Genomic DNA, 14,828 nt, shown 5'->3' with positions numbered 1-14,828 from the left:
TTAGCGTGTGGAAATAACTTATTTTCGGGCGAGTAATTCATAAAATAAAGCTGAAATAAACATCCGATCCTCGAAGATAACTTGTATTATACGGCGAAGCTGAATTTAATTTTATTTTACTAGGATAAAAAAATAGTCATCGGATTAGAAATCGGTAATAAAATGTATTAACTTCTGATTTTAAAGTTATTTTATTGTTAAATATTATATATATTGGAGAGTTAGAAAGGTGTGGGGAAGTGAAAAAAAGTTTGTCACTATTAGTTTAATAGTATTGTTAATTTTACAAGTCATTGTTCCAACGTTCACATATGCGCAAGGAACAGACGAGTCTGGAACAAAGGATTCGCAGGTTTCTGAAGTGTCGAAACCGACAGAAGCTACAGCTGCCTCTACGGCTGTCAGCAGTCAGGAAAGCAAGGCAGCAAGCAGCAGCGAAACTAAAGAAAGCAGCACAAGCACGAGTGAATCTTCGAAGCCCGTAACGAAAGAGGAGCCGCCTGTCGCCGCAAAAACAGCCCGGACGGCCATTGCGGATAATATTTTTACTTCAGTGAAGCTTTACAAAATTGATGGTTCGGAGGTCAAGTCATCAGATACATTGCCGAACATGTCAGGGATTAAATTAAATCTGAAGTTTTCATTTGCAAATAAAAATTATCAAGCAGGGGATACCTTTACGACGCAATTACCTTCGCAAATTGCCATCGCCAAGGATTTATCCGGTGATTTCAGTCCTATGACATCAGCCAACTGGAAAATCAATGCGGCTACCAAAGAATTAACCATTACTTTTTTAGAGGATAATGTTGCAGCGGAGGAATACGAATTGACCTTGACTACTTCTCTAGAGAAGGTCAATAATATTGACGAAGAGACGCAAAAGGTCGTGTTTAATACGTCACCTACTCAAACTATTTTCACTTTGGAAATGACTTCAAGTGTGGATAATGGGAAAAATACTACGGCAGTGACGATGGATACGCTGAATCCTAAATCTGTTCAAATCAATTCCGCATTTAACTTGGATCGGACCAACAAAGAGAACCGGATGTTCCGAGTGGAAGCATATAACTATAGTAGTAAACTGTCCTTTGATTCCATTAAGGTTTACAGCAGCGATGTTGATTTCAACGGTGTTTTAGTTGGCGAAAAAACCTTGCTGACAGCAGACAGCGACTATACGGTAGTGCTAAAAAATGCAGGTACCAATCAAGTTACTGCGGAAATTCAACTGACTAAGCCCCTGAATAAGAAGGCCGTTTTTGTCGAATCAATTGTTACTGGGGTAGATGGTAAAACTTACGTGGACGAATCCATCGCTGGCGCCGAGTATAACTACTTATATGCCTATGGATATACCTATGAGGATACGAACAGTATCAGTTCTTCTTCTACCAGCAAGAACTTTGTTACGCTGCAGCCTTTGGAGGCAAAAGGAACGATCAACAAGGATACCGGCAATATTGATTGGGAAATTAAGTACAATTTCAATGAGCAACCGTTAACTACGGCCTCTCAATTAACGACTAACTTAGCTGATCAAGGAGTGGAATTGGTTGCAGGCTCTATATCCGCTGAAAAGGTAGGCTTTACTTATATCAATGGCAATAACTACGAAGTGAATTCTCAGGGAGACGGCACGAGTGAGCTATCTGTCGTTTCTAAGACGGATGGGTCGTTAACGCTTCAACCAAAAGGGAATACGACTCAGGCATATATTGTCAGATATTCGACTAAGATTATCGATCCGACAGAACGAGTAATTAAAAACAAAATTTCTAATGGAACAGTTAACAAAGAAGCACAGGTCAGTCTGATTCCTAATTTATTGTCAAAGGAATCTGGCACAGTCGATGTGTTCAATCGTACGATGGAATGGACAATCACAATTAATGCTGAAAAATATCGTATGAAAAATCCAGTAGTTCACGATTACTTTATCGGGGCAGTTAAATCATATACCGGTTTGACGGTAAAGAAAAAAGTTTCTGACACAGAATTTGTTCCTTTGACCGAAAACGTGGATTACAAGCTGACGGAATTTGATAAGAATGGTTCTCCAGCTGGTGTACAACCGAATGTGAATGGGGCACCAGACAGCTTTAACGGCGGAATTCGGATTGATTTCATGGGAGACTATCAGCAACTAGAGGATACGTTAGTTATTACGATTAAGACTAAATTGGAAACCTCCGACCAGCGTACGGAAATTAAAAATAAAGCCACGTTAAATTATGGAGACACTCCAGGTGTGATTGAATATCAAGCTAAAGGAGTCTTCACCGATCCATATTATACTGGAGGGGCTAAAATAGGTCGGTCTTCTACTACAGATGATCAATATTTGTATCAGGACTGGCTAGTATTGTTGAACTCGAAGGGAACCAAGTTTAACATGACCAAGATGGCAGATACTTTGCCAGCTGGCACAGAGCTGGTACCAGGCTCCTTGCGTTTTGAGGAAGTGACCAGTGAAGCCATGCTAACCAACATTCAAAACTATTTGCGGTATGACTACAACTTAGTACCAGAGGGCGATGATGCTTACCCAACCAAAATTGACACCGAGAACAATCAAGTCAACTTAGAGTTCGCCAAGCTTGGCGAAAAACGGGTGTACGTAAAATACAAAACTCGAATAAAACGGGATTGGTACATTTATCAGCGTTTAGATAATAAAGCCGAAGTGACGTATGATTCGCAAACACCAGCGGTTTATCAGTACACTGTCTATGCCAGCAATTACGACTATGCTTTACAAAAATCAGCAGCTAAAGACCCAGCCAAGGAGAATGTCGCTAACTGGACACTGCAGACGAGAAATATTTCTTCTTATATGCCAGTAGAAAATCCAGTGATTTCCGATACATTAACGCCAGGAACCACCAATGCAGCCTATGATCCGACTTCTTTTGTCGTAACAGATGCTTCAACAGGTGAAAAAATTAGTACCGATCATTACCGTTTAACCTTTGAAGGAAATTCCTTTAAGCTGACGTTCTCTGATTACAAAGCTGAAAATAATATCAAAGTTACTTACAAAACGATTAGCGAATTCCCAGGCTTGGTAAAAAATCAATCTCAGATTGACTCCGCAAGCTATGGTGGACTGAATATTTATTATCGTCAGGCCAACACTAGTGTAAATCTAAGCTTCACCAGCGGCAGCGGCTCTGGGGTAGTAAAAACCGCTGATTTAACAGTTATAAAGGTAAATCAGGAGGATGAATCCAAGGTATTAGAAGGTGCTACCTTTGAAATTTTGACCGCCGATGGCAGCGAAACTGGCTTAAAGGCCGACAGCAATGTGGATGGAGAAGTTACTTTCACTGGGTTGCCGTTAGGAGATTATCTGCTGAAGGAAAGCAAAGCACCAAACGGGTATGAAATTAATGCCGAGTACGCAACTGGCAAATTGATTAACTTAACGGAGAATATGGAAGCTATTAAGGTAACGAATGCTAAAACGATTCCGAATAGTGTTGAGTTAGTTAAAACCGATAAATTAACCAATGAACCACTGAAAAACGCTGTGTTCCAGCTGCAGACCGCCGATGGCACAGCAGTCGACGACAATGAATACACAACGGATATTGACGGTCGCTTTGTAATCAGTGATTTAGCCAAGGGTGATTATCAGCTGGTGGAAACCCAAGCACCAGAAGGATATCAGCTGGATGCAATGCCGGTTGAATTTACGATTACTGAACGACAAGGTCAAGTAGTTAATTTGAAGAAAACGAATACGCTATCTACGGGAGCCGTTGTTCTAACCAAGACGAACGAGCAACAGGATCAAACGCTGAAGGGTGCAATCTTCCAGCTGGAATCCAGTGACGGGACTGCGCTGCAAGCGAATCTGGCTACCGACGGGAACGGCAAATTAACCATTAAGGATTTGGCGCCGGGAGACTACCAATTAGTGGAAACCCAAGCACCAACGGGATATGAACTTGATGCAACGCCGGTTGAGTTTACGATTACTAAAGCTCAATCAAAAGCTGCTGAAGTTCAGAAGATCAATAAGCTGGAACCAGCTAAACTTGGATCGGTTCTGTTAACTAAAACGGACGCCAAAACTGGTGAAGCTCTATCAGGGGCGGTTTTTGAACTACAGGATGGGCAAGGCAAACTGCTGAAGTCGGATTTAGTCACCGATCAATCAGGGAAATTAGCGCTTGAAAATCTTACGGCTGGGGATTATCAGCTAGTCGAAACCCAAGCACCAACTGGCTATGAAGCCGACCAGACACCAGTCAAATTTACCGTGGACACCGAAGCAAAACTAGTTGAACTGGTGAAGACGAATAAACGGATAACTGGCAGTGTTCTTTTGGAGAAAGTAGACGAAGCGACGGGAGCAGCTTTACCGGGAGCCGAGTTTACTTTGAAGTCAGCGAGGGGAAAAACCATTGCTGACAAAATGACAACCGATGACAACGGACGTCTAGCCGTCAAAGGCTTATCAGATGGAGACTATCAGTTAATCGAAACTAAAGCACCAGATGGCTACAAACTAGACGCTAAGCCAGTGACCTTTACGATTAAAGGAGACGCTGCAGTTCAAGTTAAGAAAACCAACAAGCTGTTGCCTAATACGGTTGTTTTGAACAAGATAGATAGCCAAACCTCCGAACGCTTAGCCAAAGCCGGCTTTGAGCTGCAGGATGATAAAGGAAAAACACTGCAAAAGGATTTGACGACTAACGAAGCTGGAACCTTTACGCTGGAAGACTTAGCACCTGGAAAATATCAGCTAGTGGAAACACAAGCTCCAGCAGGCTACGTATTAGACAATACGCCCATAGCCTTCGAAGTGAAAGACAAAAAAGAATCACTGACGTTAACAAAGAAAAATACTAAGGAAGAAGCAACAACAACCCTTCCAACCACGTCAGGCGGCAAGCAAATTACCCAAAGCACTCAACGCTTGAACCGCACCTACCTTCCTAAAACAGGGAGCAAGAATACACCGATACTACTTATTGTCGGTGTACTGTTAATTGTTATCGTTGGCGTAGTTTATGTAAGAAAACAGCGTCACTAATCTTGAAACCACTCAGTAAATTTGCTGGGTGGTTTTTTGGGCTGGCAATGGAGGAATTATTAAGAATTTATTTGAGGGATGAAGTGAAGTTGTTAATTATGAAGAAGCGATTAACAGCTCACAATCAAATGAAATGGGACGTAATTCGGAAATTCATTTAAGAACGAGCTGGTTGAACAGGCCCTTTTATATTTGCTCCGAATAAGGGCATCTGGAGAAAGCTTATATAATAGAAGAAACAGATCACATAATCCTTTTTTAAGAGAATTTACCAAAGATAAAAAGCTTCACGACATGTTGCGCTAGTTAGGATTAAACAAAAGTTGTGTTGAAGCAGTTGAGTATTTACTACTTGTGCCCGTTGCTGATTTAAATAGCTTCATTGGAATGTTCGCAGGGGAACGCTTTGTATATTATACAGGTGTTCAGGGAACGCCCGTTAGATTTTATGGTCTGGCCCTGCTGGTTTTTTTAGTCATTTACTTTGCCTATTTCTTGGTTACTTATGTAGGATTTACGAGAAATATTGAAAAGCTAAGATAATTGGTGAAATGTCAATAGTTGCTTTACTTGAAATAGAGGTTGTTTGTAAGGGTATCTATTGATTATCTCTTTTTTTATAAATAAAAACCGAAATTATATTGTATAATGGGTCTATGGTATTTATTTTTATTAAAATAAGGAGGGCATTATGGAAAAGAAACGGTTCAAGATGTACAAAAAGGGGAAAACTTGGTTAGTCGCACCGATTGTATTTCTGGGGCTGCTAGGGGTTGGTGGTTTAGCAGTTCAGGAACAAACAGTCCACGCGGCAGAAACAGCAGTAGTGGAAACAATCGTAGAAACACCGCCTGCTGAGACAGTAGAGGGAATTGACTCGCAGGAGGACGCTGGTGAAACAGTTACAGAGGACTCCAAGGAAGCAGTCCTGCCAGAGACACCTGCAGTTGATCAACCATCAATAGAAACACCAGCTACCGATGAAACAACTGAAGAAACACCAAAAAATGAGCAAGAGGCTACTCAGCCTGAAGAAAAGCCGGAAGAAACGGTCGATCAATCGACTGATGGATCGACGGAAACAGTTCCAGATACTTCGGAAGAAAAAGTAGAAGCACCGGCTGAGGAAACTAATAAAGAAACAACGACTAAACCGACTGAAAGTCAGAACAGTACGGATAAAACAACTGTCCAAGCAACACCCAATAGTACGAAACCGGCAGAGACACCTGCGGTAAAAGCCGCTCCTAAAGCTGCGGCAGCACCAAAGGCGACTCCTAAAGCAGAAGCAACGATTCCAATTTACCGAGTGTACAATCCGAACTCTGGTGAACATCTGCATACCATGAATGGCAATGAAAAGGACTTCTTAGTAAGATTAGGCTGGCGTTACGAAGGCATCAGTATGCGTGTTCTTGGAACGGGAAGAGAATTATTCCGGATTTATAATCCGAATTCCGGCGAACATTTCTTTACTTTAAACGGAGCCGAACGCGATCATCTGAAAGCAGTTGGCTGGCGTTACGAAGGAATTGCTTGGTACACACCTTGGTCTGGGATGCCCATGTATCGAGTATACAATCCAAACACTCGAGGCGCAGGCGCTCACCACTATACAATGGATGCCAACGAACGAGACTTTCTAACTCGTGCCGGCTGGCGTTATGAAGGGATTTCTTGGCATACGCTAGGTGGTGCACAGCCAATTGCACCAGTGGAACGCGTGTTATCTGTTCCTTATGTGAGTCAATACGTTCCAGTTATGTCCCCTTGGGGTTGTGCTGGTGCAGCAATGACGATGCTTCTACGTTATAAAGGAGCCAATGTTGATCTGAAATATGTTCAAGACAATCTGCCAATGTATCCTGGTGATAAAGGCGGACAGCAGGGCAATGTTTACACAGGTGCTGGATTTGGCTGGGTTATCACACCAGGATCACTGACTAATTATGCTAAACGCTGGTATAAAAATGTATCTAACATTACTGGAACAAATACACAAGCAATTGTGGACCGAATCATGGGTGGTAATCCTGTCCTTTATTATGGCTATTCTTCTTATCAAAAGCCAAACGACACCGCTAGAAACCACTGCAAGGTTGTCGTCGGTTATAAAGACAACAAATTCTTGATTCATGATCCGTTGTATTATAGTGCCAATGCCGGTGCAGGAACTGGCGGAGGAAATATGGCGTATGATCGGGGAGCAGTTGCCTGGGTTTCAGTGGCAGATTTCAATCGCGAATGGGATGGAAGAGCAATCGGTATCAACTAAAAGCTAAGTAAAATCAAACCAATCAAACGAAAAGCATATTCGTTTGGTTGGTTTTTTATGTGGACAGTGAATTAGAATTAGGCAAAAAACTGCTATTTTTGAAGTTATTAAGACAAAATAAGCTTTGATTCAATAACAGGCACTATTTTTGTGCATTCTTTTTTTCCATGTTACGGTGGTTAACGTACCAAGCACCAAATAATAAGGAGGAAACTAGACATATGGCAAAAAAAGATTTACCACAAGTCGAAACTCGTCTCTATATTAATGGCAAATGGATCGAAGGCTCAGAAGACAAACGGCCTGTTATTAATCCGGCAACTGGTGAAACATTAATTGAGGTTCATCAAGGCGGAGAAAAAGAAACGAATACAGCAATTGAAGCAGCGGCTGCTGCATTACCTACATGGTCAGCTATGGCACCGTCAGAACGAGCTGAATTAATGAATAAAATGGCGGATTTAGTGGAAGAGGATGCAGAACGTTTAGCAACGATTATGACGATGGAACAAGGCAAACCGCTTTCGCAAGCCAAAGGAGAAATTCAAACCAACGTTGAGAACTTGCGCTGGAATGCAGCGGAGGGTCAGCGAGTAATGGGCGAGATCATTCCTTCGCCAGCAACCAACCAATGGCAAGTACGCAAGCAGCCAGTTGGAGTAGTCGGTGCAATCACCCCATGGAATTTTCCTTCCAATATGATTGTACGGAAAATTTCTCCAGCGATCGCAGCTGGTTGTACGGTTGTACTTAAACCGGCAGAAGATACACCACTTTCAGCTTTAGCCTTAATGGAGCTCTTTGATAAGGCAGGCTTTCCTGAAGGCGTAGTGAACATTTTGCTGGGGGATGCAGCTACGATTGGTGAAATTCTTTCCGAATCAGATACGGTGAAAAAAATCACCTTTACCGGCTCAACTGAAGTAGGTAAAACCTTAAATGAGCAGGCAGCACCGACCTTGAAAAAGGTATCAATGGAATTAGGCGGACATGCGCCATTTATTATTTTCCCGGATGCGGATTTAGAATTAGCGGTTGAAACGTTAGTTGAAACCAAGTTTGGCAACAATGGGCAAGTATGTACCTCGCCCAACAGAATCTTTCTTCACAAAGACATCAAAGACAAAGCAACCGAAATGATTGTCGAAAAAGTGAAAGCAGTGACCGTTGGCAATGGCTTGGATGATCCAACTACTGGACCATTGATTAACCAAGAAGGCGTCGAAAAGGTTGTAGAACAGATGGAAGATGCGACTGCCAAAGGGGCAAAGGTTCTAGTTGGCGGCAGTGAAATGAACGAAGGCGAATATGCGAACGGCTTCTTCTTTGAACCCACCGTTCTTGATGGCGTAACCAAAGACATGGATATCTTTTATAAAGAAACCTTTGGGCCAGTGATTCCTTTAATCGAGTTTGATGATGAAGAGCAGGTAATTGAGGATGCCAATGACAGCGAATTTGGACTAGCTTCTTATTTCTTCGCTACCAATATTCATACCATCGATAATGTCAGCAATAAATTGGAATATGGTATGGTAGGCGTCAATGATACAGAAATTTCTAATTCAGCCACTCCGTTCGGCGGAATCAAACACTCAGGCTTCGGTCGTGAGAATGGAACTTACGGTGTTGAAGAATACGTAGTAGTAAAATTTGTAACGATTCGAACAGCGAAATAATGAATTAAGCTTCCTTATCCCGAATGTGTGGGTAAGGAAGCTTTTTTATACAAAGAGATCTATTCTGGTGTCGAACCGTCTGGATTTAGACCATGTACGAGATGGTACTGTTCAATCATGGCTTGTTTATCGCCACCGATATCTTGGGCAACTAATCCTAATAGGTAGCTGTAGTCTGCCCCCAATTGAGCGCATTGATCGTAATAATTATATAATTGATCCTCAGTGAATTGAGTTTCATCGACGCCACTCATGCTGATCGTCATTCGTGCAATATGAATGCACTCTTCACGAGAATAAACACCAGGATTCTTAATCTCCTCCGGCTGCGCTGGTTGGGCAGGCTCGGATGTCTGTCCCTGTGGTGTGTTTGCAGGATTGGCATTGTTTCCAGTTTGATTCGAATTATTTGCTTGGTTGCCTCCTGCTTCTGGATTTGCGGCAGGTTCAACTTTGACAGGTGCTTGTTGTGCAAGTGTTGACTCACCGGTTTGCTGTTTTTCAGAAGTTGACGTAGTGGTAGTTTTTTTGGCTTTTTTCTTTGTTTGAGTTACCTTTGGCTCCGCTTTTTTGGTTTCTTTGTCCTGCTTTTGCTGGCACCCAGCCAATACAAAAATCAATGCAATGATAAGTCCTACTTTTCCCAGTTTTTTCATTAGTCTACTCCTTGTTTTCTCAGTAATTTTTTGTAATCTTATTGTAACATAAAAGAAATCTTTGTAAATATATTTTTTGAAAAATTTCTTTGCTTGAGTTACTTCGCCTGAATAGAAAAATTCAAACTAAAATTAGACATGCGAAAATTAAATGAATGTTTGCTGAGTCACTGAAGTACCTGACAAAGGAAATAAAGCAATAAATTTTATACACTTGTACTAAACTGGATTGTACAAGAACCATTTTTTTAACTATCAATTAAACTTTTGGAAACCATAAAAAGTGTTTGATTATGTCTTGACAATGCTGGTAATAGCTTATATGATTGAATTGTAAACGCTTACAAAAATGGGGGGTTTTTTATGAGAAAAAAATTGTTGCTAAGTATTCTCTTTTTTTCCGGGTTGGCACTATTTTTTAATTCAAATGAGGCACAGGCAGCTTCTCAGACACTATTTCGGGTATACAATCCTAACAGCGGTGAGCATTTCTACACGAAGGACTCAAATGAAAAAGACTTTTTAGTAAATGTTGGATGGCACGACGAAGGGATAGCGTGGGAAACACCAGGAAACGGAATACCGGTTTATCGCTTGTATAATCCAAATGCTGGGGATCACCACTATACGATGGATGTAAATGAATACAATCATTTGGAAAGAGTAGGTTGGCGAAAAGAGGGAGAAGCGTTTAAGTCAGTTGATCTTAGCAGCAAAGAGAAACCAATTGGAATTCCTGTTTATAGAGCGTATAACCCAAATGCTAAGGCGGGCGCTCATAACTTTACTATTAACTTCAATGAGCAAAAGCATTTGATTCAAGTGGGCTGGAGAGATGAAAAAATCGCATTCTATGCTCATCATGGATCCAATGACTATTTTAATATCAAAGTTGTTCACAAGAGCGGGACAAAGGTGTTGAAAGAATCTACCACCAGAGTAAAAGAAGGATTTAATTATGTAGCCAAAGCTGAGAATTTCCCTGGCTATGAGCTGACAGGAAATAATACACAAGAAATTAAAAATATCACTTCCAGTAAGGAAATTGTCTTTAACTATGTCAAAGTAAATAAAGACAAATTAACAAGTGCTTTAAAAACAGTGGATGGTTTAAATGCTAACGATTATACACCAAACTCGTGGGACAAATTGATTGCCTCAAGAGATGCAGCAAAGGATACTGCAGCACGAGAAGATGCAACTCAGAAAGAGGTAAATGATCGTCTAAAAGATTTGAATGAGAGGATCAAAGAATTAGTCGGACGAGCGAACTTCCAAGCGCTGGAAGATCTATATTTAAGTGCGAAAGGCATAGGACCACAGCATTACGCTGATTATGCAACTTATTTGTTATTCCATGATGCGTATGCTGGTGCATATACTAGAATAAATGATTTAAACAGCTCTCAAACTGAAGTGGACGATGCTTTGAATAAGCTGCAAGGAATGATTGCTTCAGCGAAGGCAGATGCATCACAAGCTATGTTAGATCAGCTGCAAGCTTTATACGATGAAGGAATGACAAAGGATCAAAACGATTATACTCCAGCTTCTTGGAATGAACTGAATAATTGTTTAAATGTTGCGAAGGATATTCTTGATAGTGAACGTCCAATAGAAGAAACAACACAACCAGCATTGGATAATCTGCAAAATGCGTTAAATAATCTGGTCATAAAACCGGATAAGACAGCGTTGCAAACGTTATATGATTCGTCTCAAGGATTAGGCACTGCAGACTTTAATCTTTATGACGAGTATTTAGCTTATCACAAAGCAATGGCAGATGCAGATGGTATTCTCAAAGATAATAATAAATCACAACAACAAGTGGATGATTGTTTAGCGGCTCTTGAAGCAGCCTTAAGCAAAAAATTACCTTAAAAATAATGATTTTTGAGTGATGTCAGCAGATAATAAGCGTTTACTTTAAGTAGCAGTTTATAACCGACTCCCAGCTCGATTGTTTTAATACGATCAAGCTGGGTCGGTTTTTTAAATACTTTGATTTCCTTCGAGACAATAGAACTGGTTAATGTAAGCAGCTTAATTTCAATGAAGGGGTTAAAAACATTAAGCGATTAAGTTGAGAGGTGCTTATTCGAAAGACCAATAACCATAATAACAAGTTGGCTACGTATTACCACTATTCTTCTTTATTAAAACAATAATGTGAAGCTATTTTCATTAATTTATTTGATCATTTATTTTCTTTAGCCTAAAAGTTTGGTAGGCTGTAAAAAGGAGTTGGTGTGAATGAAAGAGATTGATGTTACTTGGTTTTGTATAGCAATTGCTTTTTTTGCAATTGGAATAGTCAGTAATCGTATTTATCTAGTCTTGGGCTGTTCATTTCTAGTGTTAGCATTTATTTCAAAGGAAGAAGAATAAAAAAATTTCCATACAATCATCGAGATGCAGGACTTCCTGCATCTCTTTTTTTAGTGAGGAACAGTCTTAAAAGAGATATTTAAAATAACTAATGTTTTGATGTGGATACCTTTTTAATAGCATTATAATTTGTTACTACAACGTTCCTGGATAAGTAACAAACTTCAAAAGTTGTTCCGCTGATACAATCCTTCTTCAGGCAATAGACGATGACTTTTACCAATGCTAAAGTAAAAGTAAGAAAAACAGTAAGCGTTTACAGACGAAAGAGGTGATTTGATGGAAGCAAAAAAGAAGTTGGGTTTCTTTGATATTTTAGCTTTGGCCTTCTCCTCCGTGTTTTCGCTAGAGCTGATTTCTTCACAGGCTAAACTTGGACCGTCACTTATTTTCAATTTTTTATTTATTGGCCTGACGTATTTTTTATCTCACGGGTTGATTTGTGCTGAGCTGGGTTCTACTTATCCTGATCAAGGCGGTATCTACGTCTGGGTGAAACGGGCCTACGGTGACAAATGGGCCGCTCGCACCACCTGGTGGTATTGGCTGAATGTTGCCGGCTTTATTCCCGCAACAGCGGTGGTAATGGTTTCGATTATCAAGGAGATGTTTTTACCGGAGCTTTCGGTATGGGGGATTGTCGGAATTTGTATCTTGTGTGTCTGGTTTGTGGTTTTCTTCAACTGCATTGATTTGCAGAAGGCTAAGTGGCTGCCAATTATCAGCTCCATCAGCAAAATTGCGGTAACGCTAGTTCTGCTAGTTGGCGGCTTGTATTACACCTTCACTCAAGGGGTTAATCATTCCTTTGCTAGCGATTCCTTTTTACCAAGCTTTAATTTGAGCTTTGTAGCATTGATTCCGGTCTATGTCTACAGTGTTACTGGTTTTGATCTGATCAGCTGTTCTGCCGGAGAGATGGCCGATCCCAGCAAGAATGTTCCGAAAACAGTGTTTCTCAGCGGCTTTTTTACGATTCTCTTCTATATTTTAGCTGCTACAGCGATTTTGGTAGTGTTGCCAATTTCTGCCATTAGCGAAACCTCGGGCTTGTTTGACACAGTGGTAGCCATGTTTGGCAGTAAATGGCTGGTAAATCTGATTGGCATGGTAACCTTTGTCGGCTTTTTGGGCTATGTCTTTGGCTGGGCTCTAGGTGGAAACAAGGTTGCGTTGGAGGCAGGGGAAAGTGGAGAGCTGCCAAGTTTCTTTGCGAAAACCAATCAGTCGTATGCCCCAGTGGGATCGGCAATTTTGTTAGGAATTGTTTCGACGGCTTTATTGATTTTTTACGGGATTACCGCTAGTACCAGCGAGAACTTATTTTGGACCTTATTAGCATTTACTTCCATTATTTTCTTTTTACCTTATATTGTTATGAGTTTTACGTTCTTAAAGCTGCGGCGAATGGATCCGGAGATTCATCGGCCTTTCAAAGTACCTTTTGGTCAAGCCTTTGCTTATTTAGTCGCAGGTGTGCATGGGTTCTTTCTAATCTTCAGCAGCTTCTCTTTTCTGCTGCCCCCGGAAGGTGAAAACCCCATGTTGTACGTGATTAGCTTAGTCATTGGCCTGCTGCTTTCCATTGGTTGTGGTGAATGGTTGATTCATCAGGCAATGAAATCAGCGAAAAATGAAATTTTGGATGCTTAAAAAAATTTATTTTAAGGAGTGTTTTACATGGCAAAAAGACTTTCAACAACCCCTAAAAAGGACGGCTTCCGGATGCCGGGAGAATTTGAGCCCCACAAACAAATCTGGATGATTTGGCCGGAGCGGCCGGATAACTGGAAAAATGGCGGGAAGGATGCACAAAAAGCCTTCGTTTCAGTGGCTGAAGCCATTGTGAAGTTTGTGCCGGTGACGATGTGTGTGTCAGCCAATCAATTTGAGCATTGCCGCAACAGCTTGTCAGAAGCTATTCGGGTGGTAGAGATGACGACTGACGATGCGTGGATGCGGGACTGTGGACCGACCTTTGTGGTAAATGATCAAGGGGATGTTCGGGCAGTTGACTGGGACTTCAATGCCTGGGGTGGTTTAGTGGATGGCTTGTATTTTCCTTGGCATTATGACCAAAAAGTGGCGCAAAAGGTGTGCGAAATCGAATACGTGGATACCTATCACACGCCGGAATTTGTACTGGAGGGCGGTTCAATTCATGTAGATGGTGAAGGCACAGTGATGGTTACCGAAATGTGTTTGTTGTCAGAGGGACGGAATCCTCATTTAAGCCGGGAAGAAATCGAGCACATGCTGGAGGAATACTTAAATGTTGAAAAAGTGTTATGGGTGAAGGACGGCATTGATCCTGATGAGACCAATGGACATATTGATGATGTGGCCTGCTTTGTACGTCCGGGAGAAGTGGCCTGTATTTATACCGAAGAAGAGGATCATCCTTTCTATCAGGTGTCTCAGGAAACCTATCAATTTTTAAGTAATCAAACTGATGCCAAGGGTCGCAAGCTGAAGGTTCACAAGCTGTGCACCACGGTTAATCCCGTAACTTATGGCTCAGAGTATGAGGTAGATTCAGTTGCTGGCAGCATTCCACGGCACGCGGATGACATCTGCATCACTTCCTATATGAATTTTTTAATCACTAATGGTGCTGTTATTGCTCCTCAATATGGGGATCCAAACGATGAACTGGCACTGGAACAAATTCAGAAAATGTTCCCGGATCGTGAAGTGGTGGGGGTCCAAACGAGAGAAATCGTTTACGGCGGCGGTAATATTCACTGCATCACTCAGCAGCAGCCAAAAGGATAGGA

General features: G+C 41.3%; 8 protein-coding genes. 7 read left to right on the top strand and 1 reads right to left on the bottom strand.

The window, feature by feature from the left end:
- Window positions 1-229: 229 nt before the first annotated feature.
- The 3 genes from I588_RS03675 (at window position 230) to I588_RS03665 (ending at window position 9,004) form a co-directional block, all read left to right on the top strand.
- Complete coding sequence (locus I588_RS03675) at window positions 230-5,050, top strand: MSCRAMM family protein (protein ID WP_010757599.1); 4,821 nt, start codon at window positions 230-232, stop codon at window positions 5,048-5,050.
- 691 nt (window positions 5,051-5,741) lie between these two features.
- Window positions 5,742-7,325: a C39 family peptidase gene (locus tag I588_RS03670; protein ID WP_010757598.1), complete on the top strand. Its 1,584-nt coding sequence runs from the start codon at window positions 5,742-5,744 to the stop codon at window positions 7,323-7,325.
- A gap of 221 nt (window positions 7,326-7,546) precedes the next feature.
- Entirely contained in the window at window positions 7,547-9,004 is a 1,458-nt protein-coding gene (locus I588_RS03665; RefSeq protein WP_010757597.1) for an NAD-dependent succinate-semialdehyde dehydrogenase, read from the top strand.
- 59 nt (window positions 9,005-9,063) lie between these two features.
- Here I588_RS03665 and I588_RS03660 read toward each other — a convergent pair whose 3' ends face one another.
- Window positions 9,064-9,660, bottom strand: a complete 597-nt coding sequence (locus I588_RS03660; protein WP_010757596.1) for a hypothetical protein — start codon at window positions 9,658-9,660, stop codon at window positions 9,064-9,066.
- Between the two features lie 363 nt (window positions 9,661-10,023).
- Between I588_RS03660 and I588_RS27495 the strand changes: the two genes are divergently transcribed.
- From I588_RS27495 to aguA, 4 genes are all read left to right on the top strand, one after another.
- Window positions 10,024-11,544: an FIVAR domain-containing protein gene (locus I588_RS27495; protein WP_010757595.1), complete on the top strand. Its 1,521-nt coding sequence runs from the start codon at window positions 10,024-10,026 to the stop codon at window positions 11,542-11,544.
- A 372-nt stretch (window positions 11,545-11,916) separates the two neighbouring features.
- Window positions 11,917-12,051, top strand: a complete 135-nt coding sequence (locus I588_RS28015; protein ID WP_010757594.1) for a hypothetical protein — start codon at window positions 11,917-11,919, stop codon at window positions 12,049-12,051.
- Between the two features lie 279 nt (window positions 12,052-12,330).
- Window positions 12,331-13,704: an APC family permease gene (locus tag I588_RS03650; protein WP_010757593.1), complete on the top strand. Its 1,374-nt coding sequence runs from the start codon at window positions 12,331-12,333 to the stop codon at window positions 13,702-13,704.
- 27 nt (window positions 13,705-13,731) lie between these two features.
- Window positions 13,732-14,826 (top strand): agmatine deiminase, encoded by a 1,095-nt coding sequence (gene aguA / locus I588_RS03645; protein WP_010757592.1) that lies wholly within the window; start codon window positions 13,732-13,734, stop codon window positions 14,824-14,826.
- The last annotated feature ends 2 nt before the right edge of the window (window positions 14,827-14,828 follow it).

It is taken from the genome of Enterococcus pallens ATCC BAA-351 (assembly GCF_000407485.1).
GTDB lineage: Bacteria > Bacillota > Bacilli > Lactobacillales > Enterococcaceae > Enterococcus_A > Enterococcus_A pallens.
Note: the sequence above shows the minus strand (reverse complement) of the source record. Positions and strands in the feature narration are given on the sequence as shown.

Bases quoted from the DNA above. Each gene is read 5' to 3' on its own strand.
- I588_RS28015 (WP_010757594.1), top strand. From the start codon at position 11,917: ATGAAAGAGATTGATGTTACTTGGTTTTGTATAGCAATTGCTTTTTTT.
- I588_RS27495 (WP_010757595.1), top strand. From the start codon at position 10,024: ATGAGAAAAAAATTGTTGCTAAGTATTCTCTTTTTTTCCGGGTTGGCA.
- I588_RS03665 (WP_010757597.1), top strand. From the start codon at position 7,547: ATGGCAAAAAAAGATTTACCACAAGTCGAAACTCGTCTCTATATTAAT.
- I588_RS03660 (WP_010757596.1), bottom strand. From the start codon at position 9,660: ATGAAAAAACTGGGAAAAGTAGGACTTATCATTGCATTGATTTTTGTA.
- I588_RS03650 (WP_010757593.1), top strand. From the start codon at position 12,331: ATGGAAGCAAAAAAGAAGTTGGGTTTCTTTGATATTTTAGCTTTGGCC.
- I588_RS03670 (WP_010757598.1), top strand. From the start codon at position 5,742: ATGGAAAAGAAACGGTTCAAGATGTACAAAAAGGGGAAAACTTGGTTA.
- aguA (WP_010757592.1), top strand. From the start codon at position 13,732: ATGGCAAAAAGACTTTCAACAACCCCTAAAAAGGACGGCTTCCGGATG.